Raw genomic sequence first — 25489 nt, 5'->3', positions numbered from 1 at the left:
GCGAAACAGCTCTTCCTACCCTGCCAGGGGATATTCACGTCCGCTTGTCTTTCGATGCAATGAAAGGGAGACTGGTTGGGGATAACATGTTGCGTTGGAGTGTTCCCGTGAGGGGAGAGGAGGAGGAGGAGATTGTCCGGTAGACTTCGTTCGACCCTGGTCCTCGTCGTGTGCCTGGCGCTCGCATTCGCCATGGTGGGCGGTGCGGCGGGGTGTGCGGCCAAGAAGACGGACACCACCGAGAAGCCCGCGACGGATGAGCCCGTCAAGGGGGGCACGCTGCGCTATTACGTCGGCGAGCCGGCCTACATCGACCCGTACAACACCCAGGAGTCCGAGGGTACCCAGGTCGAGCAGGCTCTCTTCGACAGCCTGACCGCGTTCGACGCGCTCGACGCGTCGAAGATCATCCCGGCGGCCGCCGAGTCGTGGCAGCCGAACGCCGACGCCACGGTGTGGACGTTCAAGCTCCGCGCTGACGGCAAGTTCGCGGACGGCACCCCGGTCACCGCGCAGGACTTCGTCTACGCGTGGAACCGCATCGCCAACCCGAAGACGCTCAACACAGGCACCGGAAAGGCCGATCCGTCGGTCATCAGCTACCACCTCGGCGCCGTGAAGGGTTACGGCGACGTGCAGGCCGGTAAGGCGACCGAGATGAGCGGCGTCAAGGCCATCGACGACACGACGCTCGAGGTCACGCTCACGTACGCGTTCGCCGACTTCGAATACGTCGTTGCGCACCCGGCGCTGGCTCCGGTACCGAAGGCGCTCGTCGAGGGTGGCGTCGACTACAACGGCGCGAAGGTTCCCTTCGGCGACATGCCGATCGGCAACGGCCCGTTCAAGATGGCCGAGCCGTGGAAGCACGGCCAGTACATCAAGACGGTCGCCAACGAGAACTACGCCGGCGACGCGCCTCTCCTGGACGGGATCGAGTTCCGCAGCTTCAAGGACCCCGATACCGCGTACCTCGAGTTCGAGGGCGGGAACCTGGACTTCGCACAGATCGGCGAGGGTAAGATCGACGATGCGAAGACCAAGTACGGCGTCTCCTCCAACGGTTACACGGTCCAGCCGGGCAAGCAGGCCCTGCTCGGCGCGGAGAACTCCGTGTACTACCTCTTGATCAACACCCCCGATCCGTTCTTCAAGAACCCGGACGTGCGCAAAGCGGTCTCTCTCGCGATCAACCGCCAGGCGATCTGCGACACCATCTTCTCCAGCACGCGTGAGCCCGCGGACAACATCATCCCGCCGGGCATCGCGGGCTACGAGAAGGGCGTGTGGGCAGATTCTGTCTACGACGTCGCGGCCGCCAAGAAGGCGCTCGCCGACGCCGGCTATCCGGACGGTACCGGCGCCCCGCAGTTCGGCCTCTCGTTCAACGCGGACGGCGGGCACCAGAAGATCATGGAGCTCGTCCAGTCCGACCTGGCCGTCATCGGCCTGAAGGCGAAGATCGACAGCACGCCGGACTTCGCGACGTACCTGAAGCAGCTCGACGCGGGCAAGGTCCAGATCGGCCGCCTCGGCTGGTCCGCCGACTACCCGATCGCCGACAACTTCCTGTACCCGCTGTTCCTGAGCACCTCGACCGACAACTACTCCAAGTACGCCAACACCGAGATCGACAAGCAGATGGTCGATGCCCGTAAGATCACCGACGGGGCCGAGCGCATCAAGGCTTGGCAAGCGATCGACAAGACGATCGGCGAAGCACTGCCGGTCATCCCGGTCATGTTCTACAAGCATCACCACGTCGGCTCCGAGCGCGTCCACGACCTGACGTACTCCGCGATGAACCTCGCGGACTTCCCGAAGGCGTGGCTCACGGGCGGCGGCAAGTAGGGACCTGCGAAGCAGGGCGCACCATCACTGTTCGTGAAGGGGTGGCAGGGCACTCGCACGGGTGTCCTGCCACCCGTTTCGAACGGCCCGGCCGAGAAGGGTTGAGATGTTCAGGTACCTCATCCGAAGGGTCGTCCAGTTCATCCCGGTCTTCTTCGGAGTGACGCTCCTTCTCTTCTTCATCACGACCATCCTTCCCGGGGATCCCGTGGCGCTTCGCGCCGGCGAGAAGTCGATCTCGCCCGCGGTCTACCGGGAGATACGCAAAGAGTTCGGGCTGGACAAGCCGTGGTACGTGCAGTACGGCGTCTACCTCAAGCAGCTTGCCCACGGCGATCTCGGCACTTCGATCTACACCGGCCGCAAGGTCGCGGTGATCTTCAAGGAGACGTATCCGTACACCATGCGGCTCGCGTTCGCCGCGATACTCATCGAGATCCTCGTCGGTGTCGGCGCGGGCATCGTCTCGGCGGTGAGGCAATACTCCATCTGGGACATGCTCGTCACGTTGTCCACGTCGGTCCTGGTGGCGCTGCCCGTCTTCTGGCTGGGGCTGATGCTCCAGTACTTCTTCGGCATACTGCTCCGCAACTGGACCGGCGCGACCTTCTTCCTGCCCATATCCGGAGCGAGCGGGTCGGTCTTCCCGAGTTGGGTGCATCTCATCCTGCCCTCGATCACCCTCGCATCCGTCTCGACGGCCTACGCCGCGCGGATAATGCGCAGCCAGCTGCTCGAGGTGGCCGGGCAGGACTACGTCCGCACGGCGTACGCGAAGGGTCTCACGGGCGGGGGCGTGCTGTGGGGCCACGAGATGAAGAACGCGCTGATCCCCGTGGTCACGTTCATCGGTCTCGACCTCGGCGGGATGCTCTCGGGCGCCATCCTCACAGAGACCGTCTTCAACTGGCCCGGGGTCGGATTCACCATCTACCGCGCGATCGGCGCACGGGACTACCCCGTCGTCTTCGGTGGTGTCGCACTCGTCCTCTTCGCGGTGCTCACCGTGAACCTGCTCGTCGATCTATCGTACGCGTTCCTCGATCCCCGCATACGCTACGGCGAGGGGACGGGGGAGTGATGGCGATGGGCGACGATCACATCTCGAAGGACCGGGCTGAGGAGCATGCGGTGAAGGAGTACCGCTCCGGGATGCCGGCCACGCCTCCTTCGGGACCGTACGAGGAGAGCGCCGAGCGCGCGAGCCGCACGCTCTGGGGCGACGCTTGGGGCCGATTGCGCAGGAATCGGCTCGCTCTGGTGGCGCTCGGATGGCTCGTCATCGTCGCGATCGCCGCGGTCAGCGCCGACGCTTGGGTGCCGCGCGTCTTCGGCTCTCCGATCCGGATCGACACGGTGCGGGCGATGCGCGACCGGTTGCAGAACCCGTCCTTCGCTCACCCGCTCGGGACCGACGACCTCGGCAGGGACATATTCGCGCGTGTCGTCTACGGTTCGCGGATCTCGCTCTCCGTCGGCATCCTCGCCGTCATGGTGTCGGTGGTGATCGGCCTCATCCTGGGTTCGCTGTCGGGATACTACTCGGGGTTCGTCGACACCTTGATCATGCGGGTCGCCGACGTCTTCCTGGCCTTCCCGTACATCCTCTTCGCGATCCTGCTGCTTTCGGTGCTCCCGAAATCGCAGCGCGGCATCGTGCCGGTGTTCCTGACCATCGGCGTGCTCGGCTGGCCGTCCATCGCTAGAGTCTTCCGCTCATCGATCCTGTCCGTGAAGGAGAACGACTACATCGACGCTGGTCGCGCCCTCGGGGCCAGCGACCTGCGCCTGATGATGCGCCACATCATGCCGAACGCGATCGCGCCCATCGTCGTCTACGCCACGATGTCCGTGGGCGGCGCCATCCTCACCGAGGCGGCGCTGTCGTTCCTCGGGCTCGGGATCGCTCCGCCTACCCCTTCGTGGGGCCGGATGATCGAGGACGGGCGCGTCTACCTGACGTCGAATCCGGGTCTCGTCTTCTGGCCCGGTCTCGCGATCCTGAGCACGGTCCTCGCGTTCACGCTGCTCGGCGACGGCATCCGCGACGCGCTCGACGTCAAGCTGAAGGACTGACCGATGACCGAAGGACTTCTCAAGGTCGATGGTCTGAAGATGTACTTCCACACGCGCGACGGTGTCGTGAAGGCCGTCGACGGGGTGTCGTATTCGCTCGACCGCGGCGAGACGTTAGGGGTCGTCGGCGAGTCGGGCTCCGGGAAGTCGGTCACCGCGCTGACGATGATGCGGCTCATCCCGATGCCTCCCGGGAAGGTCGAGGGAGGCGACGTCCTCTTCAAGGGTGAGTCCCTTCTCGCCATGAAGGAGGACGATGTCCGGCACATCCGCGGGAACCGGATAGCGATGATCTTCCAGGACCCGATGACGTCTCTGAACCCCGTCTACCGCATCGGCCACCAGATCGCCGAGCCGCTGATGATCCACAAGGGTATGTCGCGACGGGAAGCGTGGTCGCGAGGTCTCGAGCTGCTCGATCTCGTCGGTATACCGAACCCATCCCAGAGGGCGCGCGACTATCCCCACCAGTTCTCCGGCGGCATGCGTCAGCGAGCCATGATCGCGATGGCGCTCGCCTGCGACCCCGACATCCTGATCGCTGACGAGCCGACGACCGCTCTCGACGTGACGATCCAGGCCCAGATACTCGAGCTGATGGTCGAGCTGCAGGCGAAGACCGGATCGGCGATCATCCTCATCACGCACGATCTCGGGGTCGTCGCCGACATGGCCGACCGGATCCTCGTGATGTACGCGGGCCGGCCGGTCGAGTACGGCGCCGCCGAGACGGTCTTCTACACGCCGCTGCATCCGTACACGTGGGGGCTGCTCGACAGCCTTCCGCGGTACGACATCGAGGACAAGGGCGAGCTGTGCCCGATCGACGGCCAGCCGCCGAGCCTGATAGACGTCCCGAGCGGCTGCGCGTTCCATCCGCGATGCCCGCACGCTCGCGATCGCTGCCGTGTGGAGACGCCCGTGCTGCGCGAGGTGGCGTCGGGTCACCACTCCGCATGTCACTTCTCCGACGATCCGTCGTTCAGACGCGAGAACGTCGCGTGCCGAGTCGGGGGAGCATGACATGGCGCCCCTGCTGAGAGTCGAGCACCTGACGAAACGGTTCCCGGTGAACCGGGGCGTTCTCCTGTCGCGCATCGGGGCGCACGTGAGCGCTGTCGAGGACGTGTCCTTCTCGGTCGACGCGGGCAAGACGCTCGGGCTCGTCGGAGAGTCGGGATGCGGGAAGTCGACCACTGGCCGGTGCGTGATGCGTCTGACCGAGCCGACGTCGGGGGCGCTGACGTTCGAGGACCGTGACGTCCGGAAGCTGAAGGGCGCATCGCTCAAGGCCTTCCGCAGAGAGGTCCAGTTCATCTTCCAGGACCCGTACGCGTCCCTGAACCCGCGCATGACGGTCGGGGAGATCGTGGCGGAGCCGCTGGTCATCCACCGCATCGGCACGCATGCGGACCACAAGCGCCGCGCGCGCGAGCTTCTCGACCTCGTGGGGCTCAACCCCGAGCACATCAACCGCTACCCCCACGAGTTCTCGGGCGGCCAGCGGCAGCGCATCGGAGTCGCTCGCGCGCTCGCGCTCAACCCGAAGCTCATCATCTGCGACGAGCCGGTCTCCGCCCTCGACGTCTCCATCCAGGCGCAGATCATCAACCTGCTGACGGACCTGCAGCGCGACCTCGGGCTCGCTTACGTGTTCATCGCCCACGACCTCTCGGTCGTGCGGCACATCTCGGAGCGTGTCGCGGTGATGTACCTCGGCAAGATCGTGGAGACGAGCGATTGGCGCACCCTCTACGACGAGCCGTTCCACCCGTACACACAGTCGCTGCTCTCGGCAGTCCCGGTGCCGGATCCCCACAAGCAGCGGGTGCGCGAGCGCATCATCCTCGCCGGCGACGTGCCGAGCCCCATCGATCCGCCCACCGGGTGTCGATTCCACACCAGGTGCCCTATCGCCGAGCTGCCGCTGTGCGTCGAGCAGGAGCCGGAGCTTCGGGAGGTCTCGGCCGGGCACTTCGCGGCATGCCATTTCGCCAAGGCGTGTCCCATCCCGCTGTCGAAGGCATGCGCGCCCGTCTCGAAGGCGTCGTGACGGGTCCTGGTCTGGTCACCCCGCGGGGGTCTTGCTATACTTTCGCTCGCCGCGCTCGCGGCTGACACGTCGGAGTGGCGGAACGGCAGACGCGCTAGGTTGAGGGCCTAGTGAGGGCAACCTCGTGAGGGTTCAAATCCCTCCTCCGACACCACAGAAGACTTCAGGCGGTCCCCACCCCACGCGGGAGGGGGCCGTCTTGCGTCTTCAGACCTATGGCACCGTTCGGCGAATCCGATGGACAAAGCGAGGCCGGTTTTGGGGAAGAACCCTCTAGGCGCGAATACGCACGCGAGCGCCGTCCCGCGTGCTGCTCGGGAGTCATCGTGTCGCGAAGGGAGTGATGCGACGGCCGTACGTGCAAGCCGGAATCGTCCGCATCTCGGATAGGGGGAACTATGCGAAGCTCTAGCAGGATCGTACTGATCGCCGTCGTCGCGGCCGCCATGATCGCGGCGGCGCCGGCCGCTGCACTCGCAGCCAACGCCTTCGGGCTGACATACAAGGGCGAGGCGACGTGCCTGGTCGTCGGTTGCCACTCGACCGTGAACCACGCGACCGCGCATGACGATTTCGCCAAGGACGTGCAGGCGAACCCTGCCTCCCTCGTTCCGAGCAGCGGTGTCGCGAACGCCTGGCCCTCTCCCGGCTTCGGGATGACCGGTCTCCGCGCGAATCCCGCGAACATCTGGTTGCAGCTCGGGAGCAGCACCGGCATCCTCGAGTACATCGGACTGAAGACCTCGACGCTGCCGGCCCTCTCGGGAACCACCGTCTGGCCGACTCTCAATCCGGCTGATGACGCGCCGCTCTTCGACGGTCTCGGCTACGATCAGGCGTCAGGCGCCTGGGAGGCCGAGGGTCCCGTCTCCGCGGTCTCGTACTTCCAGCGGTGCGCGGGCTGCCACCATCTCGGCGTGACTCGTCCCGGTTCGACGCTGACCACGCTCGGCAGCGGCCTGGCCCAGATCGGTCCGTCGACCCCGACGTCGATGTCGGGTCTGTCCATCCAGTGCGAGGTCTGTCACGGCACCGGCAAGACCGGCACCCACATGGGCACCGGCGAGGGCGTCGTGGCGTGGCCAGCCTCGGGCGAGGCGCGCATCCTCTCCTCGGAGGTCTGCGGACAGTGCCACGTGAGCGGTACGGCGAAGGAAGTCAACATCACGGGAGGCACGTTCAGCAACCCGAACGGCTACACGCCCGACAAGACGCTGGCCGACTATCTCAACGTACGGGCGACCGTGCCGACCCCGGGACAGTTCGTCCGCGGGAACAGCACCTATTACTTCTTCCCGAACGGCTCGACCTATCGGGCTCGCCACGTCTACTACAACGAGTGGAAGCTCTCCGGTCACTCGCGCAAGCTGACCGACTCCTCGAGCCACGTTCTCGCGGCTGCCGGCGGCAATGCGCTCTGTCTGAAGTGCCACAGCGGTGAAGGCTTCCTGGCGCGTCTCGGCGCTTCGGTCGTCCCCGCCGGGTTCCAGGCGACGATCTCCGGCTCGCCGGGTGCGTGGACGAGCAACGCCAAGTACTCCCAGGAGTGCGCGATCTGCCACACCTCGCACGACACGGCCAACGGTCTGTCGGTGCGCGCCGGCGCCACGTGCGATGTCTGCCACAACTGGCAGTACGAGGTCCTCGGCACGACCGTGCGGCCGGGCGACACCATCCGTCACCCGCAGCGCGAGATGTTCACCGGCCGCGGTCTCTTCGACGTAGCGAACGGTTCCGCGTTCATGCCGGGTGCTTCGTGCGTCGACTGCCACATGCCGGCCACGTACTCCGAAGTTGCGAACCCCGGTCCGACGCAGGTCCGCAAGAGCCACCGCATGCTGCCGATGCTCCCTGGCGATGCCAAGGACTGGGGCGTGCGTGAGGGCGGGGACTCCTGCACGCCGTGCCACGGCGGCAGCACCCGCGACGAGCTTCAGGCGTCGATCGAAGGTTGGCAGGACGACATCCACGAGTTGGACGCCGCCGCCAACGCAGCCTTGCGGGCTGCTCGCAGCCGTCCGGCCACCCGTGTCGCCGCGTGGAACGACCTGGTGAAGCGGGCGTACTCCAACATCACCTTCGTGGAGAACGACGCCAGCTTCGGCGTCCACAACTATCCCTATGCGAAGGCCGGCCTGCAGAAGGCCATCTTCTTCGCGAAGTCCGTCGGCGCCCGCCTGACCCTGACGCCGCGCCGTATGAGCTTGAAGGTCATCGGCCTCACCGGCCGCCTCACCTACGGTGACGGTACCTCCGCGAGCGGCCAGACCATCAGCATCTACCGTGCGCTGCCGGGTCGCGGCTTCGTTCGCATCGCGACCGTGGTCACCAGCAGCTCGGGGACCTACAGCGTTGCCATCGCACCGTACACGGGTGCACGGTACTACGCGAAGTGGGCACCGCGCTCGACCGCGATCTCGAGCGTGATCGTGCGCTAGAGGCGCTCATCCGCATCCGAACCGTGGGCCGCGTCCGGGATCTCCCGGGCGCGGCCCACGCGCGTCGGGCGTCAGGGTGCGGGATCCCAGCGCAGCGCGACGACCGCGATGTCGTCGGTGTGTCTACCACGCGAGAAGGCGACCGCCGCGCCGATGAGCGCGTCGACCACCGCCTGTGGTTCGGCGAGCGCATGTTCCTGCAGCACGTCGTGAGTGCGTTCCTCGCCGAAGAATACGAGTCCGTCGCGCGTGTCGAGAAGGCCGTCGGTGAAGAGGACGAGCGTGTCGCTCGGCTCGAGGACGATCACACACTCGGTGTATTCCGTCTCCGGGAAGAGGCCGAGCGGGGTGTTCTTCGGCATCCGCTCGCGCGTGAGGCGTCCCGGCCCGATACGGAACGGCTCGGGGTGTCCCGCGCTCGACAGCCGCAGTTCGCCCGTCTCGAGGTCGAGAACGCCGAAGATGGCCGTGACGAACCTCGAGTCCGAGAGCAGTCGCACGAGTACCCGGTTCGCCGCGGACAGTACCGCGGCCGGTCCGGTCTCCTGGTATGCGAACGCCCGGATGGTGGTACGAGTCATCGACGTCAGCGTCGCAGCCTCCACGCCCTTCCCCGAGACGTCGCCGAGTAGGATCCCGAGCAGGCCTTCGGATATCTCGAAGACGTCGTAGAAATCGCCGCCGATACGCGCCAGCTCGGTGGCCGAGCGGCTCGCGTGCCCGAGCGTGATCCGGGCGAGCCGCTCCGGTGTGTGGAGGATCCCGGACTGGAGGGTCTCGGCGATGGAGTGCTCCCTCTCGTAGAGGCGGGCGTTCTCCACAGTGAGCGAGAGGGTGGCCCCCAGTCGCGAGGCGAAGTCCCGTTCCGCCTCACTGAAGGGCCGCGGGTCGGCGAAACGGTGAACACCGAGGAGCCCCACGTTCGTCGAACTCGTTCGCAACGGGACGAACATAGCGGATCCTCCGCCGAGACGGCCGACCATCCGCTGCCCGAGTTCGCGGCATTCCGATATGTCATCCACGGCTAGGGGCACCATGGGTTTATCCGGCCCGAGAAGCGTGTCGAAGGACACGAGCGGGACTCGGGTGCCGAGGATCCCGCTCGGCATGCCGTGCTCGTACGATAAGACGATCTCATCGCCGGCGACGAGTCCGACGGCCGCGGCCTCGGCGTCCAGCGCGTTGGCGGCCGCCGCCACGACGCGCGACAGGATGACGTCGACGTCGCGGGCCCCGGTGATGGCCGTGTCGATCGCGGCGAGGCCGTCCGACAGCTCCTTGTCCCGGCGCAGCAGCTCCTCGGCGAGATGCCGCTCCGTGATGTCCTCTACCACCGCGATGAGGTACTCGGGTCGCCCGGACGCGTCGAGCGCGACGGAGCGGCTCACCACGGTCCAGACTATCGAACCGTCCGGGCGGACGAAGCGCTTCTCGAGCATGTGCTCGTCGGCCTCGCCCGCGAGGAGCCTCCGGAAGTTCTCACGGTCCGCCGCGACGTCTTCGGGGTGCGTGAGCGCTCCAAGTGAGGCGCCCTGGAGCGAGCCGATCTCCACGCCCAGGATCTCCGCGAGGCGAGCGTTGGCGCGCAGCACGACGTTCTCCGGCGAGAGATGTGCCATACCGACCGCGGCGTTGTCGAACGTGCCGCGGAAGGCCTCCTCGCTGCGGCGTAGCGCCTCCGCGCCGTCGCGAAGGCGCCGGAACAGCACGTCGCTCGGGCGGACGAGCGCGGTGAGGATCACCGCCCGGAAGAGCAGGTAGACGGCGACGATGCGAAGCGTGTGGCCGACGAGGTTCATGAGGCCGTACGGGTCGGCGTAGAGGGTGAACGCCGCCTCCGAGACCATGCTCACCAAGACGAAGGCGCTGATGAGGCGGTAGACCGCTGGGTCGAACGAGGTCTTCTTGCGTGCGAGGGCCCACAACGAGGCGGCAAGGATGGCGATTATGATCCACTCACTCGCGATCTTGAAGGGCGTGAGCCCGACGCCCTCGACGAACGCGGCCGGGAGGACACCGGCGAACACCGCTGCGAGGGCGACGACGGTGATCACTCCGAAGGCGATTATGGTGTCGCGCCGGCGGAAGACCTGTTCGAGGACGAACGGGGCGATGAGCATCGCGAGCGATTGCTCGTAACGTGCCACGATCCACAACTGCGTCGCCAGGTTCGATCCCGTCGTGTGGAAGACACCCATGCCGCGATAGGCGAGCATGTGCAGAAGGTCGACGGAGCCGATGAACAGGTACGCTACGCCGATGAACTTCAGGTAGCCTTGATCCACCATGCTCCGGGCATGGTACGCGATCATGAAGACGCCGAAAGACACGACGATGGCGAGTGTCTCCGCCATGGTGTGGAACAGCAGGTAGTCGTAGCGGCTCGCCACGGCGAGAGCGCCGAGTGTCGTCATTCCGATGGCGACGCGCGCTGCGAGGGCTCTGCGTTCGACGATCTCCATGGTCGCATTCTCGCGCAGGTCACCCAGAGACGCCAGCCGAGCATCCTTAGCCGGTGTACTCTTGGACCGATGGAAGTCGGGTTCCCGGCATTGGAGGAACTCCCGTGATCCGGTTCGCGCACGTGTCGAATAACCTGGCGGTATGCGAGGCGCGGTCGTGAATGTGCGTCGAGACGGGGAGGTGTCGTCGCGCGCGGAGTCCGTGCGCCCGTTCGCGGTGATGGACCTCGTGGCCCGCGCGAAGGAGCTCGAGGCGGGCGGGCGAGACATCGTGCGTCTTGAGATCGGAGACCCGGACTTCCCGACGCCCGACGCGGTCCGCATCGCGGCGGAGGCGGCTCTCGAGGACGGAGAGACGGGGTACACGCAGTCCGCCGGGTTGCCGCTGCTGCGTGAGGCCGTCTCGGCGCACCAGCGGCGTATGTACGGGGTCGACGTCGACCCCGAGGACATCGTCGTCACGCAGGGCACGTCCCCGGCGATGTTGCTCGTCTTCGGGGCGCTCCTCGACCCTGGGGACGAGGTCATCATCCCGGACCCCGGGTATCCGGCGTATCCCGCGTACGCCTCGTTCCTGGGAGCCGTTCCCGTGCCGGTGAGGCTTCGCGCCTGCGACGGATTCCGGATGCGAGCGGACGACGTCGAGGCCCTCATCACGTCGCGCACGCGAGCGATCGTGGTCAACTCGCCCGCGAACCCGACCGGCGCTGTCCTTGAGACCGGGGACCTGGCGGCCCTCGGGGCCCTCGCGCAGAAGACGGGTGTTTGGCTCGTCAGCGACGAGATCTACCACGGGCTCGCGTTCGGAGAGCCCGCGGGGTCCGTGCTCGAGCACACCAAGCGGGCGTTCGTGCTGAACGGTTTCTCGAAGGCGTTCGCCATGACCGGATGGCGGCTCGGATACGTCATCGCGCCGCGCGCGTTCGTGCGGGCCATCGAGCGCCTGCAGCAGAACTTCTTCCTGTGCGCGAACCACTTCGTGCAGGTGGCCGGTGCCGCGGCGCTGACGCTCGCGCACGGCGACGTGGCGCGCATGCGCGACGTCTACGACGAGAGACGCCGCTTCCTCGTCCCGGCACTGCGCGGTCTCGGACTCGGCATCGCATGCGAACCCCGCGGGGCGTTCTACGTGTTCGCGGACGCGACCGCGTGGGACGGCGATTCGCTGCGCCTCAGCGGCAGGCTGCTCGAAGAGGCGGGCGTGGCCGTGGCTCCAGGTATCGATTTCGGGTCCGGCGGCGAGGGCTTCCTGCGCTTCAGCTACGCGACGGGCCTCGACCGGTTGCGCGAGGGTGTCGATCGCCTGCGGATCTGGGCGAAAGAGGGGCGCGCAGGCGCTTGGACGAGCGTCGGCCCTGTGCGAGACTGAAAAGAAGACGCACGGCTTGCGGAAAGGGGAGTTCGATGAGCATGGACCACTCGCCCAGTGACCTGATCCGGGCGTTCGAGGACGGTGAGATGGTTTTCCACGAGGGAGACGACGACGCCTTCCTCTACGTCGTGGTGTCGGGCAAGGTCGACATCCGCAAGGAAGGCGGTCTCGTCACCACGACGATAGCCTCCTTCACGGCGGGCGACATGTTCGGCGAGCTGGCCCTCATCGAGCAACGCCCCCGGTCGGCGACCGCCGTCGCTGTCGGCGCGACCGAGGTCGAGGTGTACGACAGGGTCACGTTCCTCGATTCCCTGCGTGAGGACCCGGAGCTTGCGCTGCGGGTGATAGAATCGCTCGCCGGAAGGCTGCGGGAGACGACCGACCGCCTCCAGGAGGTCTGCACTCAGTACGTCCTCGACCGCGCCGACATGGCGCTCATCGAGCGAGCAGTGCTCGCGAGCGAGATAGGCTGACCATCCGTCGTTCGGGAGTCCAGATGCCGTTGCCTTGAGCCGATGTATCCGGTGAGGGCGCGGCACGGAAGTTGCTCTCATTGGCACGCGCGGGCAGGGCATGTCGAGGGCGCCGGGGGTCCACACAAGTGACGGAGATCTGGAGCAAGGCCGACCTGCACATCCATACCAACCATAGCGATGGGTTGGCGAAGGTGCCCCAGGTGATGGATTTCGTGCAGGAGCGCACGGATCTGAAGGTCATAGCCATCACCGACCACAACACGATCGAGGGCGCGCTGTTCGCCAAGTCGCTCGAGGACCTGTACGACTTCGAGGTCGTCGTGGGCGAGGAGATCTCCTCGCGATCCGGGCACATCATCGGACTCTACCTCGAGGACGCGGTGCCCGCCGGTCTGTCGGCGGTCGATACGGTGGCGCGGATAGCGGGACAGGGTGGGATCGCCGTGATACCGCATCCTTTCGCCAACCGGGCATTCGGTCCGTTCGGACTCAACAGCGTCGGCAAGGCGGTCAACGATCTCGCGTTCCACGCGCTGGAGGTCTACAACTCGTCGCCGTACCTCATCTACGCGAACCGGTTGGCCGCCAAGGCGTTCTCCGGCGGACAGGGCATAGCCGCGACGGGCGGGTCCGACGCACACGTGCTGCGGGCGATAGGCACGGGTTTCACGTTGTTCCGGGGGACCACGGCGGCCGATCTGCGGCACAGCATCGACGAGTTGGAGACCCACGCCGAATCCACGCGAGGCGGCCTCTCCGTCGCCCTGCGGTACGCGCTGCGCTACCCGCAGATCAGACGGCAACAGTCCTGGAACTGGGAGCGCTGCAAGGTCGTCCGCTGAGTCATCCGGCGAGTTCCTCGATGAGGATGCGTGCTCTCTCGGCGACCACCTCGACGATGATCGGGTCGTCGCCCAACGCGGGAAGCACCTCCACCACCGCAGCCTCGTCGACGCGGGCCATGACGACCGACCGCGTGACGTCGAGCATGAGGGCGATGCTGGGCATAAGGAGTGTCGCCGGGACCACGCAGATACGCCGGCAGCCGAGAGCTGCCAGGTGACGCACGGATTCCGTGACATCGGGAAGCTGCCACTCGAGCCACGCCTCGCGCACGTTCTGCTCCGCATACCCTCGGTCGGTGAGGAGCATCCGCACGCGCTGGATGAAGTACGTCTCCTGTTCCGAGGCGGCGGGGTGCGATTCGTCCCACTCGGGCGGCACTCCGTGTCCGACGAGGACGAACCCGGTCTCCGCCACATCGGAACCCTTCGCGGCGGCCATGGCGCGGCGAGCGACGAGGTCCGCGACGGCTGTCTCCTCCCAGAGCGCCCGCGACCACGTCGTCCGGACATCGCGTTCGGCGGGTTTGAGTTCGTCGAGCAGACGGCGCTCGTGATCGCAGGCATGCGTGTCGGCGATCTCGACCGGGAGGATGGCCACCCTCCGACGTCCGGCAGCGGTGGCGGAGCGCACTGCGGTGGCGAGCCCCTCGCGCCCGTCACGACACCACGCGATCCGTATCTCGCCGACGCCGGGTTCGCTGGCGAGCTTCGTGCGGACCGCTTCGGCGAAAGCGCGGAATGCGGGTCGCGACGGGCTCGTCCCGCCTACCGCCGTGTAGCGTGCCCGCTCCGACACGTACAGGATCGGCAACGCGCCATCCGGCGTCACGAGCGCTCCGGAGTCGGTGAGAGCCTGCAGGAGCGTGACCACGTACGACAACCGGTAGCGTTCGGGCTCGGCGTCCGCGAGGAGTATCACGTCGACGAGCGCGTCGCCTTCGGGGAGTGCGCCGAGCGGGGCGATACCTCGCGCACCGAGAAGTACCGGCATGGCGGATGACGCCAAGAGCCAGCCGCCGAAGTAGGCCCCGATGGCTAGAAGACCCACCGCGACCGTGACATCCGTGCGGTGGAACGACTGCGTGGCCTGGATGAACGCGAGGATCGCGGCCGACAGCCCGGCGAGCCCCGCAGAGAGCGCGAGCGTTCGACCGCGCCAACCGGAAGCGAGGAAGACGACGGCTGCGCAGCCGGCGGCGATCGGGCCGAACAGTAGTCCCGCCCAGTACGCGGTCGGCATCGTCCCCCCTTCGCGTTCGCGGTCTTCGCGACACCACCATATACGTTCCGGTCTCACCACTCCATGCCGCGGGCCTGGAGCACCGGAGCGGAAGTCAAGTCCGTGAAGACGAACGTCGATGATACCCGTGAGGTAGCCGTGCGCTATGGTGTGATGAGTGTGCCGACGCTCGCCAAGTCCGAGAGTGGCGAGATGCTGCCTGGTGATCGCGAAGTAGTTCGGGCTGGGATAGAAGGATGTGGGGCTGTGTCCGCCGTCGCACGGTCGAACCGTCTGGCGAGGTGAAGATGGGACTTCTGTACACGCGTGCGGGTCGCGGGGACTTCGAGGAGGTCGCCGCCGCATTGGAGGAAGCTGCGCGTGAGGCCGGGTTGCGCGTGGTGCGCAAGCGAGACCTGCACGTGACGCTGGCCTCGAAGGGGTTCCCGATCCGACCTCTACGCGTCTACGAGGTCGTTCTTCCGCAGCAGGGTTCCGGTTCTCAGGTCAGACTGCTGCCGGTGACGTTGAGTGTCTTCGTCAAGGACGACAAGGTCCATGTCGGTGTGGTCAGGCCGACCTTGTCGAGCCGTTTCTTCCCGGAGGCCGACGTCGAGGACGCTGCGCGTCTCGCTGAGGCGCTGGTGGTGGACGTCGTAGATCGCGCGACACGGTGAGACGGATCTAGCGGACGCAATCGGAGTACTTGATGAAGATCCCGATCGCTTCGTCAATGAGTTCTTCTCGCGTCCTGTCGCCGTCGGACGCCAGACACGTCTTCATCGAGTAGCCGATGATGTGCATCCCCACTTGGTTGAGCGCGGACTTCGCCGCCATGACCTGTGTGAGTACGGCTTCGCACTCCTTGCCCGACTCCACCATCTGCTGCACTCCCCGGATCTGACCCTCGAGGCGGCGGAGCCGATTGACGATCCGCTTGCGCTCGGCTTCGGTCGAGATAGAGTCACCGGAGACTCCGGCGGTCTTTCGATCCTGCACCATGCTGGTGCCTCCATCCACGTCTTGCGTGCTTGTCGGCGTATGTCCATGCCGTACAATGGGACTTGCCTTGTGAGCATACCCCCTGGGGGTATAGGAGACAACGGAGCGAGTGGATGGGTTACAGCAGACGTGGCCAAGGGGACGACGTCGTGCGAGTGCGTTCGATCCGCCGCGTGCTATGGGTGATCCTGTTCATGAACCTGGGCGTCGCTGCGGCGAAGCTCGCGTGGGGCCTGTTCAGCCGGTCGGTGTCGATGACGGCGGACGGTTTCCATTCGATGTTCGACGGCACCTCGAACGTGATCGGGCTCGTCGGGATGCGGCTGGCCGGCAGGCCGGCCGACCGCGACCACCCGTACGGTCACGGCAAGTACGAGACTTACGCCTCCGCGGTGATCGGGGCGATGCTGCTGCTGGCGGCATGGCGGGTCGGCAGTTCCGCGTGGGAGCGGCTGACGCACCAGGGCGATCCGGCGCGGGTGACGTTCACCTCGTTCGCGATCATGTTCACGACACTCGTGGTCAACATCGGCATCACGACGTACGAGCGTCGGGTGGGCAGGAGGCTGGGCAGCGAGATACTGGTCGCCGACGCGAATCACACCTCCAGCGACGTCTTCGTCAGCTGCGGGGTCATCGTCGGGCTCGCCATAACGCGCTTCACGCCCTACACCTGGGCCGATCCGGTGATCGCGCTCTTCGTCGCCGGCGCCATCGTCTGGGCGGCCTGGGGCGTCTTCAAACAGGCGGGCGAGACGCTTTCCGACACGGCGCGCATACACGTGGCGGAGGTCTGCGAGGTCGCGAACACCGTAGAGGGTGTCCTCGGGTGTCACTCCGTGCGTACCCGAGGTTCGGCGGGGGAGGTCTATGTCGACCTGCACGTCCAGGTCGATCCGGGCTCGACCGTAGGAGCTGGCCACGCCGTCGCGGAGGCCGTCGAGAAGGCCGTCTGCGACCACTTCGCACAGGTGGTGGACGTCATCGCGCACCTCGAGCCGTTCGACGAGTACCAGCGACAGAAGACGGCGCATGAGATCGATGCCGGCCTCTTCTGATGGCCGGTTCAGGGGCTACCTTCTCGCCGGCTTCGCCGCTGCGTGCTGGGCTACCGGCGGTCTCACCGCGAAATGGCTCTTCTCGCCGCTAGACGCCACGACGCGGCGCTGGCCGGTCCCTCCGCTCGGGCTCACGGTGGACCCCATCGCCCTGTCGGGCGCGAGGGCGCTCGTCGCATTCGCGATCCTCGCCGTCTCCCTGGCCTTCGTCCGTCGCGACGCGCTGCGTGTCGCCTGGCGTGACCTTCCGTTCTTCGTGGTGTTCGGCGTCTTGGGTCTTGCCATGGTGCATTTCACCTATTTCAAGACCCTTTCTCTCACCGGAGTGGCGACGGCGATCCTGCTCGAGTACCTTGCTCCCGTGCTCGTCATGGGAGTCTCGGTGGCGTTCCTCGGCGAGAGGTTCTCGTGGTCCTTGCCCGTGGCCGTCGCCTTCTCGGTGGCGGGGTGCGCGCTCGTCGCAGGCGCGATCGGGGGCGGGGTGCGCCCGGTACCGCCTGCCGGAGTCGCCTGGGGTCTCGCGTCCGCGGTCTTCTTCGCGCTCTACACACTGATGGGCAAGTACGCCGCGCGCCGCTTCTCTCCATGGACCCTGCTCACCTACGGTCTGGGCGCCGCGGCTATCTTCTGGCTTCTCTTCATCGGACCCGTGAAGGTCGTGTCGCTCCTTATGCGACCGAGCACGTTCTTGGCAGTGGTGTTCATCGCTGTGGTGAGCACGATCCTGCCTTTCGTCGCCTACCTGACAGCGCTGCATCACATAGACGCGACGAAGGTGACCATCACGGCGACGCTCGAACCGGCGCTGGCGGGGATCGGCGCCTACGTGGTGTTGCACGAGTCGCTCACGGGGCTGCAGGTACTGGGCGGAGCGCTGGTCGTCGTGGCCATCACGCTCGCACAGGCCTCTGGCAGGGGGTCGGGCGTTCCCCCCGCGGGGTGAGTCGGGAGCGCCTTGCGAGGCCGGGACGGGTGTTTCAGTTCTTCGCGACATGAGAACATACTCTGTGGTACGAGTTTTGCTAGCGCGCTCGCCCGCGCGAGTGCGGCGCACAAAGGGGGTCCGGGCACGCGATGGAACTCAGCCAGCGTCCCGAGCTGCGACAGCGGGTGACTCTCTCGCCCCAGGTCTACCAGGGGCTGAGCATACTTGCGATGCCGGTGACCGAACTGAAGGTCCTCGTCGAGCAGGAGCTTCTCGAGAACCCGACCCTGGAGGTCGAGGAGTTCGAGGATGAGCCTGGGGAGATCGAGGAGCCTGAGGAGCGGGCCGACGGCGAGGTCGAAGACCGGGCGTGGGACGAGTGGCTCGACCAGTATGAGGATCTCGACAGCATGGATCCGGTCGTGCCGCGAGATCCCAACGCCGAGGAGATCAACGCCGAGGAGTTCGTGGGTGGCGTCCTGACCTTCAGCGACCACTTGCTGGACCAGATCGGGATGCTCGACGTCAGCGACCCGGTCGCACGTGCCGCACGGGCCGTGGTCGGCTCGCTCGACGACGACGGGTTCTTCGTGGGCGACTTCGACGAGGTAGCGGCGCTCGCCGATGTCACGCTCGATGAGGCCGAGGCCGGCCTGAGCGTAGTGCAGCAGCTCGACCCGCCGGGCGTCGGTGCACGTGATCTGCGCGAGGCGCTGCGAATACAGATGGAGTACCTCGGGATCGACGATCCGCTCTTGGATGCGATCATCGCTGGCCACCTCGACGACGTGGCCGCGAACCACTTCCGCAAGATCGCCCGCGCACTCCATAGCGATGAAGCGGAGGTCCGTCGCGCCGTGGGGACCCTGCGCTTGCTCAATCCCCGGCCGGCGGGCGCGTTCTCGCCCGGGCCGGCGCCGAGCTACATCGTGCCGGACGTCACGCTGCGCCGCTTCGGTGACGACTGGGTGGTCATGTCGAACTCCGATGCGGTGCCGGTCCTGCGCGTGAGTTCGCGGTACCGTTCGATGCTTCGGTCCGATTCGAAGGTGGACGGCGCGACCCGCAAGTACCTCAAGGATCGCATCCGGTCGGCGGAGATGTTCATCCGCAATGTGGACCGGCGAAAGGACACCGTGAGCCGCATCGCGCAGCTGATCCTCGAGGCGCAGTCGGAGTTCTTCGAGGACGGCCACGGCCCGCTGCGGCCCCTGCGCCTCGAAGACGTCGCGGTCGACCTCGGCGTGCACCTCTCGACGGTGAGTCGGGGCGTCACCGGGAAGTACCTGGCGACGCCGTACGGTCTGTTCGAGTTGAAGCACTTCTTCTCTGGAGGCTACCGCACTTCCTCGGGGATGGACCTCGCCGCGACGAGCGTCAAGACCCGGTTGCGCGAGATCCTGCGTGACGAGGACCCCGACCGGCCCGTTAGCGATCAGAAGCTCGCAGACATCCTCATCTGTGAGGGGGTCACGGTCGCTCGTCGGACGGTCGCCAAGTACCGGGAGGAACTCGGCATCGAGCCGTCCTGGGCCCGGAGGCGTCGATGACGCCCGCGGGGAGGCGGCGGCCGTGACCGCGCGCCGTGGGTTCGCCCAGATACCCGGGACCGGGACCTCGCGTGCCGTAAGGATCCGCGACGTCGTCGCGGTCGTGGCGATGCTGGCGATCATCACCGTGCTGCACCTGTACACGGGGGCGGGGAGCACCACTATGGTGCTTCACGAGCTCTACCGGAGGCTCTACTACCTACCGATACTCTATGCCGCATTCGTGTTCGGGCGGCGCGGCGGGCTAGCGACGTCCGCCGCCGCCGCGTTGCTGTTCGCGCCTCATGCGGAACTGAGCCTCGGGGGTCTCTTCGGGGCACACATCGACAACCTCTACGAGATCGTGATGTACGTCGTCGTGGGAGTCCTCTTCGGGTGGCTTCGCGACATGGAGGAGTATCGGACCAACGACCTGCGACAGGTCTCCATCAAGCTCGAGGACGCGTATCGGAAGCTGGAAGAGCGCGCGATCCAGGTCATCAACGTCCAGGACTACACCCAGTCGATCCTGCGCTCCATCACCTCGGGGGTCATCACCATGGGACCCGACGGGTCCGTCGCCACAGCGAATCCCGCCGCCGAGCGCATGCTCGGGATGCACGAGGTCGACATGGTCCCGAAGCCCGTCAGGAGTCTCTTCCGCGACGACGGCGGCCTCGGCGCGGATGTCACGAAGGTGCTCGATGGCCGGCTTCCGAAGACCATGCGAGACCTCCAACTCGTGACGAAGGAGGGCAGGACCGTCCACGTCCAGGCCTCGGCCTCGCGCATGCGCGACGTGTCGGGACACATCCTGGGCGCCGTGGTCACCCTCGAGGACGTCTCGGAGGTGAAGGCTCTCACCGAGCAGCTCATACGCGCGGACCGTCTCGCGGCGATGGGTGAGCTCACGGCCGGTGTCGCGCACGAGGTACGCAACCCGCTCGGGATCATCCGCGCCTCGGTCCAGCTCCTCGAGGAGAGGGGGACCGACAACGATCGCGCCGCGGAGGCTCTCGGGGTCATCAAGCAGGAGATCGACCGGCTCGACCGGGTCATCAAGGCCTTGCTCGACTTCGGGCGTCCGAGCACGCCGACGATGCTTCCGACCGACGTGAACGATGTGGTGCGCGATGTCGTACTCTTCACGAGGCAGTTCGCGACGCGCAGCCGTGTCGAGATATCCGAGCGTCTCGCTGACGGGTTGCCCAAGGTGAGTGCCGACCCCGACCAACTGAAGCAGGTCTTCGTGAATCTGGTCTCGAATGCGGTCCAGGCGATGGAAGAGACCGGGGGCACGCTCACTCTGGAGACGATGGAGGGTGAGGGCTACGTCGTGATCCGCGTCGCCGACGACGGGCCCGGCATTCCCGAAGAGGGCGTAGGGAAGGTCTTCGACCCGTTCTACTCGACGCGAGACGCGGGGACCGGACTCGGGCTCACTATCGTCCATCGTATCGTGGACGATCACGATGGGCATATCGAGGTGGAGAGTGCTGGTGGCGCGGGGACCGTCTTCACGGTCTCGCTGCCGATGATGGACGACGGAAGATCTGGAGGCAGACGGTGATCCGCAAGCGCATCCTCATCGCCGACGACGAGAAGAACATGCGCTGGGTGCTCGCCCAGTCGCTGACCTCGGAGGGGTACGAGGTGGTCGAGGCGGCTGATGGGAAGGAGGCGCTCTCCTCCATCGCCGATCAGGTCCCAGACGTCCTCATCCTCGACCACAAGATGCCGGCGCCCGACGGCATGGAGGTCCTCCGTCGTGTACGGGCCAAAGGACTCGCGTTCCCCGTGATCATGCTCACCGCGCACGGCAACGTCGCCACGGCGGTCGAGGCCGTGAAGGCCGGGGCGACCGAGTACCTCACCAAGCCGTTCGATCTCGAGGAACTCAAGATCGCCCTCGAGCGGGCCGTGAAGGTGAGCGAGCTCGCCGAGGAGGTCACTCGCCTTCGTGAGGAGTTGAGTCGCGAGTACGACATCGAGGGCATCGTCGCCGCCGACCCCTGCATGCTGGAGGTGCTCGACACCGTGCGCAAGGTCGCTCCGACGAACGCCACCGTCATGGTGTACGGGGAGTCCGGGACGGGGAAGGAGCTCGTTGCGCGCGCGATCCACCAGCTGTCGCCGCGTGGCGGCAGGGCGTTCGTGTCGATCAGTGCGGGGGCGTTGCCCGAGACGTTGCTCGAGAGCGAGCTGTTCGGTTACGAGAAGGGCGCGTTCACGGGCGCGACCAACGCCAAGCCGGGACGCTTCGAGATGGCCAACGGCGGGACCATCTTCCTCGACGAGATCGGCGACATCACCATGGCCGTTCAGGTGAAGCTCCTTCGAGTGCTGCAGGAGCGGGTCTTCGAACGCCTCGGAGGGACTCGAAGCATCGAGGTGGACGTTCGCGTCATCGCGGCGACCAACCAGGACCTTCAACAGCTCATCGCGGACGGTGTGTTCCGCGAGGACCTCTTCTATCGGCTCAACGTCGTGCCGGTGACCTTGCCGCCGCTGCGGCAGCGAGCGGGGGACATCCCGAGACTCGTCGCGCACTTCCTCGACAAGTTGAACGCCGGTGTGAAGACGATCTCCGCGGACGCGATGGGCCTTCTCGCCGCATATCAATGGCCGGGCAACATCCGCGAGCTCGAGAACACGATCGAGCGGGTCGTCATCCTGTCGCATGGGGATGAGATCGGGGTCGACGACCTGCCCGCCGAGGTCCGCGCGGGGATCTCGGGTTCGACCGCGGTCAGCACATCCTTCCGCCTTCCGGAGGAAGGATGTGACATCGAGGAGGTCGAACTCGGACTCGTCAGGCAGGCGCTCGATCGCGCTGGCGGGAGCGTGCCCAAGGCCGCGAAGCTGCTCGGATTGACGACGAAGACGCTGGAAGCGCGCATGGCGCGTTTCGGGTTGTGAGGCTATGCCGAAGCCTTTTTCTTGGCATATGCCTTGCATCCGAACACGGCTAGCGTGTGTCGTCCCGTACCTGGAGCATAGTCATGACCCGCACGAGAACCGGGCGTATATTCCTCGCGATAACGGGTGGGTTCCTAGTCGTAGCCGCGCTGATGGTCGTTCTCACCTTCGCGAACTCGGATCAAGGATCCTCGGGCTCGACCGCGGCCGTTCCGTTCGGTTGGACGATCCCGCTGCTCGCAGCCGTCGTCCTGGGTGCCGTGGCGTGGACCCTCTCCGTTCAGCCGAGGCAGCAGGAGAGCGGCGAGGAGCCCCACTTGCGAGCACGGCCGTGTTCCGCGTGCGGCAAGACGGTCATGGGGGAGTGGCGACTCTGCCCGTATTGCGGTCGCATGCTCGATGCGATGCCCGGCGTCTCCGTGGACGTGACACCGGATCTGTCGTGATCCCCCGGGGGATGCACCGCCGCCGGCCGGGGTGAGGACGTGGACTTCGTCCCCATGTTCCTGACCGGCCTCCTCACCAGTGTGCACTGCGTGGCGATGTGCGGCACCCTGGTGGTCACGTACTCCGTCGGGAGTGGCGGTCCCGAGCACGGGCTTCGCGAGAGGCTGGCTCCGCACGCGGCCTACCAGGCGGCGAAGATCCTCAGCTACGTTCTCGTGGGACTCACGCTCGGAGCGATCGGAGCCGCCTTCGACCTGCGCGGTGTCCGAGGGTGGGTGACGATCGGGGCCGGCGCGTTCATGGTGCTCCTCGGCCTGCAGATGACCGGCCGATTCCCAGCGCTGCGCGCGTTCGCACTGCGTCCGCCGAGGTTTCTCACTTCCGCGGTGGCGAACGTGCGGCGGCGTGCGCGGTCCGAAGCCGCCACGGGTGGCGTCCGGCTTCTCACTCCCGCACTCTTCGGGCTTCTCACAGGGCTCATGCCCTGCGGACCGCTCCAGGCGGCGCAGCTCTACGCGGCCGGGACGGGTTCCCCCGCTCGGGGAGCTGTGGCGATGCTCGGTTTCGGCCTCGGCACCGCGCCGCTCATGTTCGCCTTCGGAGCCGCTTCGAGCGCTTTCGGCGAGGTGCTGAAGCGGCGCATGCTGATCGCGGCCGCAGTCGTCGTCATGATCCTCGGAGTGGTGATGCTCGACCGGGGAGCCATGCTCGCCGGTTCGCCGATGACGCTCCGGAGCGTTTGGAACTCCGTCGCGGGCGGTGCGGACTCCTCTGGGAGCTCGGCCGTACGCGACGCCGCGGACGGTATGGCCGAAGTGGACCTGGTCATTCAAAACACGCGTTTCGAGCCCGACACGGTGCGGATCCCTGTCGGGCGCGAGGTGCGGCTGGTCGTCGACCGGCAGGAGGACGACAGCTGTTCGTCTCAACTCGCGGTTCCGCGGCTCGGTGTCCTGGTCGATCTCGCTCCGTTCTCGAAGACCTCGGTGATCCTTCCTCCCGCGAAGGCGGGCTCGTACACTCTCACGTGTGGCATGGGGATGATGTCCGGGCGCCTCGTGGCGGGCTCCGGAGGCGCGGCGCGGGTCCCGCCGGTCTATGTGGCCGTCGCGCTCGCGCTACTGGTGGCGGGCTTCGCGGCTTGGCGTCTGTCACGCTGGAGTTCCGTCGGGGTGGTCCTCGGCTTCACTCCCGTGGAGGCCCTCCTGATCGTCGCGGCGCTGGTCCTGGCGATCGCGCTCGGGTTGTTCTTCGGGGGCGGATCCTCGAGGTGAGTCGCGAGACGAACCTTCGCGATGCGATTCGGATCCTCGAGATGGGTAATACCGGCATAGCCTTCGCTAAAATGCGGATGGCACGTCTGCCGCTCCCGAACGGGACGGCCTGGCCTCAAGGTTCTTCGGAAGGAGTCGAACATGGCCGCGTCTGAGAGCGTGAAGCTTGTGACGACCGGGATGCACTGTCCCTCCTGCTCGATGCTCATCCAGATGTCGCTCGAGGATCTCGACGGCGTGTCCGAGGCTCGCGCCGACTTCCGGACCGGCGTCACCGAGGTCGTATACGATCCCGATGTCGTGACGGTCGACCGCATCGTGACCGAGATCCGCTCCGCGGGCTACGACACGACGGGTGCAGAGTGACGCGGACCGCGGGCCCTACACCTCACGCGACGCGATACGTCCTCGTGGGGGCGTTGGTGGTTCTCGCGTTCTTCACCTCTTACGCGTACGCATCCTCGGGTTCGATCGCTTCCTCGAATGCCGCGGCGCCACTCGCCGCCGCGACGTCCGTAGCCGCCGGGACCGCGTGCGCCTGCTGCGCGGGATCTTCCGGGCCGACGGTCGAGCGAGCGACGGTGCGAAGCGGGGACGTGCAGCGCGTCGAGGTGGACTTGTCGGGCGGTGCGTTCGTCCCGGACCGCATCATCGCGGTCGCGGGCGTTCCGATCGAGATCATCTTCGGCCAAGGTAGCGGCTGTCTCGCGGAGGTCGTCTTCCCCGATCTCGATGTTCGGCGCGACCTGACGGCCGGCGGAGCCGTGGTGCGCCTCCCGGCCCTACCTGCGGGGGAGCACCGGTTCTCGTGCGGTATGGAGATGGTCTTCGGAACGCTCGTCCTTCGCTGACGTTGTGCGGCGTGAGGTTTCGCGGTCCGACGAGAGGGGGAGGCGGATGGGCGCATGATGTCCGAACCGGAGGAGGACGTGGATGCCGTCTTCGCAATCACAGGGATGACGTGCGCGTCTTGCGCGGCCGTGATCGAGAAGACCCTCGCTAAGCAGCCCGGAGTGCACGATGCGAGCGTCAATCTCGCCTCCGAGAGACTGTCCGTGAGGTTCGATGCGCGTGAGATCGATGCCGCCGCGATCGTGAAGGCCGTGGAGAGTGCCGGCTACGGCGCCGTCGAGATGGCGGTGGCCGGGACGTCGGCTCCCGGCGGGCACGTCACCTTCGCCATCACCGGCATGACGTGCGCGTCGTGCTCCGCGGTCGTCGAGAAGACGCTCTCGCGGATGCCGGGCATCGCCAAGGCCTCCGTCAACCTCGCCACCGAGACCGCCTCGGTCGACTTCGACCCGGCCGTCGTATCCGTCGACGACATCATCACGGCCGTCAAGAAGGCCGGATACGGCGCCATCCCCAAGTTCGAGCACATCGAGAAGAAGGCGGCTCCCGGCGAGGATGCCCAGCGTCTCGCGCAGCAGGCGCACACCGCCCGCCAGCGCACGCTGTTCATCTTCTCGCTTCTGCTGGCTGTCCCCGCCTTCCTCGTCTCTATGGTCCCGCCGTTCATGACTGTCATCCCGATGAAGGT

At 66.6% G+C, this 25489-nt stretch carries 23 protein-coding genes and 1 tRNA gene; 21 read left to right on the top strand and 3 right to left on the bottom strand.

What is annotated here, in order from left to right:
- Positions 1-132 precede the first annotated feature (132 nt).
- From WC971_05635 to WC971_05605, 7 genes are all read left to right on the top strand, one after another.
- On the top strand, positions 133-1851 hold the full coding sequence (locus WC971_05635) for a peptide ABC transporter substrate-binding protein (protein MFA5844297.1): 1719 nt from the start codon (positions 133-135) through the stop codon (positions 1849-1851).
- A 106-nt stretch (positions 1852-1957) separates the two neighbouring features.
- The gene (locus tag WC971_05630) at positions 1958-2932 is read left to right on the top strand and encodes an ABC transporter permease (GenBank protein MFA5844296.1); all 975 of its coding nucleotides are present in this window, start codon (positions 1958-1960) and stop codon (positions 2930-2932) included.
- Between the two features lie 71 nt (positions 2933-3003).
- Complete coding sequence (locus tag WC971_05625) at positions 3004-3927, top strand: ABC transporter permease (protein ID MFA5844295.1); 924 nt, start codon at positions 3004-3006, stop codon at positions 3925-3927.
- A gap of 3 nt (positions 3928-3930) precedes the next feature.
- A complete protein-coding gene (locus WC971_05620) occupies positions 3931-4950 on the top strand; it encodes an ABC transporter ATP-binding protein (protein MFA5844294.1) in 1020 nt (339 codons plus the stop codon).
- A 1-nt stretch (position 4951) separates the two neighbouring features.
- Positions 4952-5980, top strand: coding sequence for a dipeptide ABC transporter ATP-binding protein (locus tag WC971_05615; protein MFA5844293.1), 1029 nt, complete (start codon positions 4952-4954; stop codon positions 5978-5980).
- A 68-nt stretch (positions 5981-6048) separates the two neighbouring features.
- Positions 6049-6134 (top strand) — tRNA-Leu (locus WC971_05610).
- Positions 6135-6378: 244 nt separating this feature from the next.
- Positions 6379-8418, top strand: a complete 2040-nt coding sequence (locus WC971_05605) for an ammonia-forming cytochrome c nitrite reductase subunit c552 (GenBank protein ID MFA5844292.1) — start codon at positions 6379-6381, stop codon at positions 8416-8418.
- A gap of 71 nt (positions 8419-8489) precedes the next feature.
- Here the strand turns inward: WC971_05605 and WC971_05600 are convergent, their stop codons facing one another.
- Entirely contained in the window at positions 8490-10880 is a 2391-nt protein-coding gene (locus WC971_05600) for an MASE3 domain-containing protein (GenBank protein ID MFA5844291.1), read from the bottom strand.
- A 157-nt stretch (positions 10881-11037) separates the two neighbouring features.
- Here WC971_05600 and WC971_05595 point away from each other — a divergent pair, with 157 nt between their 5' ends.
- The 3 genes from WC971_05595 (at position 11038) to WC971_05585 (ending at position 13573) form a co-directional block, all read left to right on the top strand.
- Entirely contained in the window at positions 11038-12249 is a 1212-nt protein-coding gene (locus WC971_05595; GenBank protein ID MFA5844290.1) for a pyridoxal phosphate-dependent aminotransferase, read from the top strand.
- A gap of 41 nt (positions 12250-12290) precedes the next feature.
- Positions 12291-12728, top strand: a complete 438-nt coding sequence (locus WC971_05590; protein ID MFA5844289.1) for a Crp/Fnr family transcriptional regulator — start codon at positions 12291-12293, stop codon at positions 12726-12728.
- A gap of 128 nt (positions 12729-12856) precedes the next feature.
- Positions 12857-13573, top strand: a complete 717-nt coding sequence (locus WC971_05585; protein ID MFA5844288.1) for a CehA/McbA family metallohydrolase — start codon at positions 12857-12859, stop codon at positions 13571-13573.
- 1 nt (position 13574) lies between these two features.
- Here the strand turns inward: WC971_05585 and WC971_05580 are convergent, their stop codons facing one another.
- A complete protein-coding gene (locus WC971_05580) occupies positions 13575-14816 on the bottom strand; it encodes a ferrochelatase (protein ID MFA5844287.1) in 1242 nt (413 codons plus the stop codon).
- A 287-nt stretch (positions 14817-15103) separates the two neighbouring features.
- Here WC971_05580 and WC971_05575 point away from each other — a divergent pair, with 287 nt between their 5' ends.
- On the top strand, positions 15104-15472 hold the full coding sequence (locus WC971_05575) for a hypothetical protein (GenBank protein MFA5844286.1): 369 nt from the start codon (positions 15104-15106) through the stop codon (positions 15470-15472).
- Positions 15473-15479: 7 nt separating this feature from the next.
- Here WC971_05575 and WC971_05570 read toward each other — a convergent pair whose 3' ends face one another.
- Positions 15480-15797, bottom strand: coding sequence for a metal-sensitive transcriptional regulator (locus tag WC971_05570; protein ID MFA5844285.1), 318 nt, complete (start codon positions 15795-15797; stop codon positions 15480-15482).
- 113 nt (positions 15798-15910) lie between these two features.
- Here WC971_05570 and WC971_05565 point away from each other — a divergent pair, with 113 nt between their 5' ends.
- The 10 genes from WC971_05565 to WC971_05520 all read left to right on the top strand — a co-directional run.
- A complete protein-coding gene (locus tag WC971_05565) occupies positions 15911-16855 on the top strand; it encodes a cation diffusion facilitator family transporter (GenBank protein ID MFA5844284.1) in 945 nt (314 codons plus the stop codon).
- Complete coding sequence (locus tag WC971_05560; GenBank protein MFA5844283.1) at positions 16830-17798, top strand: DMT family transporter; 969 nt, start codon at positions 16830-16832, stop codon at positions 17796-17798. The genes WC971_05565 and WC971_05560 overlap by 26 nt, the downstream gene beginning before the upstream one ends.
- 131 nt (positions 17799-17929) lie before the next feature.
- A complete protein-coding gene (gene rpoN / locus WC971_05555; GenBank protein MFA5844282.1) occupies positions 17930-19330 on the top strand; it encodes an RNA polymerase factor sigma-54 in 1401 nt (466 codons plus the stop codon).
- Between the two features lie 22 nt (positions 19331-19352).
- A complete protein-coding gene (locus WC971_05550) occupies positions 19353-20879 on the top strand; it encodes an ATP-binding protein (GenBank protein MFA5844281.1) in 1527 nt (508 codons plus the stop codon).
- Positions 20876-22228, top strand: a complete 1353-nt coding sequence (locus WC971_05545) for a sigma-54 dependent transcriptional regulator (GenBank protein MFA5844280.1) — start codon at positions 20876-20878, stop codon at positions 22226-22228. Before WC971_05550 ends, WC971_05545 begins: the two co-directional genes overlap by 4 nt.
- A gap of 83 nt (positions 22229-22311) precedes the next feature.
- The gene (locus WC971_05540; GenBank protein MFA5844279.1) at positions 22312-22674 is read left to right on the top strand and encodes a zinc ribbon domain-containing protein; all 363 of its coding nucleotides are present in this window, start codon (positions 22312-22314) and stop codon (positions 22672-22674) included.
- Positions 22675-22713: 39 nt separating this feature from the next.
- The gene (locus WC971_05535; GenBank protein MFA5844278.1) at positions 22714-23949 is read left to right on the top strand and encodes a sulfite exporter TauE/SafE family protein; all 1236 of its coding nucleotides are present in this window, start codon (positions 22714-22716) and stop codon (positions 23947-23949) included.
- A 141-nt stretch (positions 23950-24090) separates the two neighbouring features.
- Complete coding sequence (locus WC971_05530) at positions 24091-24315, top strand: heavy-metal-associated domain-containing protein (protein MFA5844277.1); 225 nt, start codon at positions 24091-24093, stop codon at positions 24313-24315.
- Positions 24312-24800 carry a cupredoxin domain-containing protein gene (locus WC971_05525; protein ID MFA5844276.1) on the top strand — a complete coding sequence of 163 codons (489 nt, stop codon included), beginning with the start codon at positions 24312-24314 and terminating at the stop codon, positions 24798-24800. The genes WC971_05530 and WC971_05525 overlap by 4 nt, the downstream gene beginning before the upstream one ends.
- Before the next feature lie 54 nt (positions 24801-24854).
- Positions 24855-25489: copper ion binding protein (locus WC971_05520; protein MFA5844275.1), on the top strand; the 635-nt coding region annotated here is incomplete at its 3' end.

It is taken from the genome of Coriobacteriia bacterium (assembly GCA_041658765.1).
Classification (GTDB): Bacteria; Actinomycetota; Coriobacteriia; order Anaerosomatales; family JBAZZO01; genus JBAZZO01.
This window is presented reverse-complemented; position numbering and strand designations above follow the sequence as displayed.

What these genes read in the sequence shown, in the direction of transcription:
- WC971_05630 (MFA5844296.1), top strand. Translation starts at nt 1,958, where the DNA reads ATGTTCAGGTACCTCATCCGAAGGGTCGTCCAGTTCATCCCGGTCTTC.
- WC971_05625 (MFA5844295.1), top strand. Translation starts at nt 3,004, where the DNA reads ATGCCGGCCACGCCTCCTTCGGGACCGTACGAGGAGAGCGCCGAGCGC.
- WC971_05620 (MFA5844294.1), top strand. Translation starts at nt 3,931, where the DNA reads ATGACCGAAGGACTTCTCAAGGTCGATGGTCTGAAGATGTACTTCCAC.
- WC971_05615 (MFA5844293.1), top strand. Translation starts at nt 4,952, where the DNA reads ATGGCGCCCCTGCTGAGAGTCGAGCACCTGACGAAACGGTTCCCGGTG.
- WC971_05605 (MFA5844292.1), top strand. Translation starts at nt 6,379, where the DNA reads ATGCGAAGCTCTAGCAGGATCGTACTGATCGCCGTCGTCGCGGCCGCC.
- WC971_05600 (MFA5844291.1), bottom strand. Translation starts at nt 10,880, where the DNA reads ATGGAGATCGTCGAACGCAGAGCCCTCGCAGCGCGCGTCGCCATCGGA.
- WC971_05590 (MFA5844289.1), top strand. Translation starts at nt 12,291, where the DNA reads ATGGACCACTCGCCCAGTGACCTGATCCGGGCGTTCGAGGACGGTGAG.
- WC971_05580 (MFA5844287.1), bottom strand. Translation starts at nt 14,816, where the DNA reads ATGCCGACCGCGTACTGGGCGGGACTACTGTTCGGCCCGATCGCCGCC.
- WC971_05575 (MFA5844286.1), top strand. Translation starts at nt 15,104, where the DNA reads ATGGGACTTCTGTACACGCGTGCGGGTCGCGGGGACTTCGAGGAGGTC.
- WC971_05570 (MFA5844285.1), bottom strand. Translation starts at nt 15,797, where the DNA reads ATGGTGCAGGATCGAAAGACCGCCGGAGTCTCCGGTGACTCTATCTCG.
- WC971_05565 (MFA5844284.1), top strand. Translation starts at nt 15,911, where the DNA reads ATGGGTTACAGCAGACGTGGCCAAGGGGACGACGTCGTGCGAGTGCGT.
- WC971_05560 (MFA5844283.1), top strand. Translation starts at nt 16,830, where the DNA reads ATGAGATCGATGCCGGCCTCTTCTGATGGCCGGTTCAGGGGCTACCTT.
- rpoN (MFA5844282.1), top strand. Translation starts at nt 17,930, where the DNA reads ATGGAACTCAGCCAGCGTCCCGAGCTGCGACAGCGGGTGACTCTCTCG.
- WC971_05540 (MFA5844279.1), top strand. Translation starts at nt 22,312, where the DNA reads ATGACCCGCACGAGAACCGGGCGTATATTCCTCGCGATAACGGGTGGG.
- WC971_05530 (MFA5844277.1), top strand. Translation starts at nt 24,091, where the DNA reads ATGGCCGCGTCTGAGAGCGTGAAGCTTGTGACGACCGGGATGCACTGT.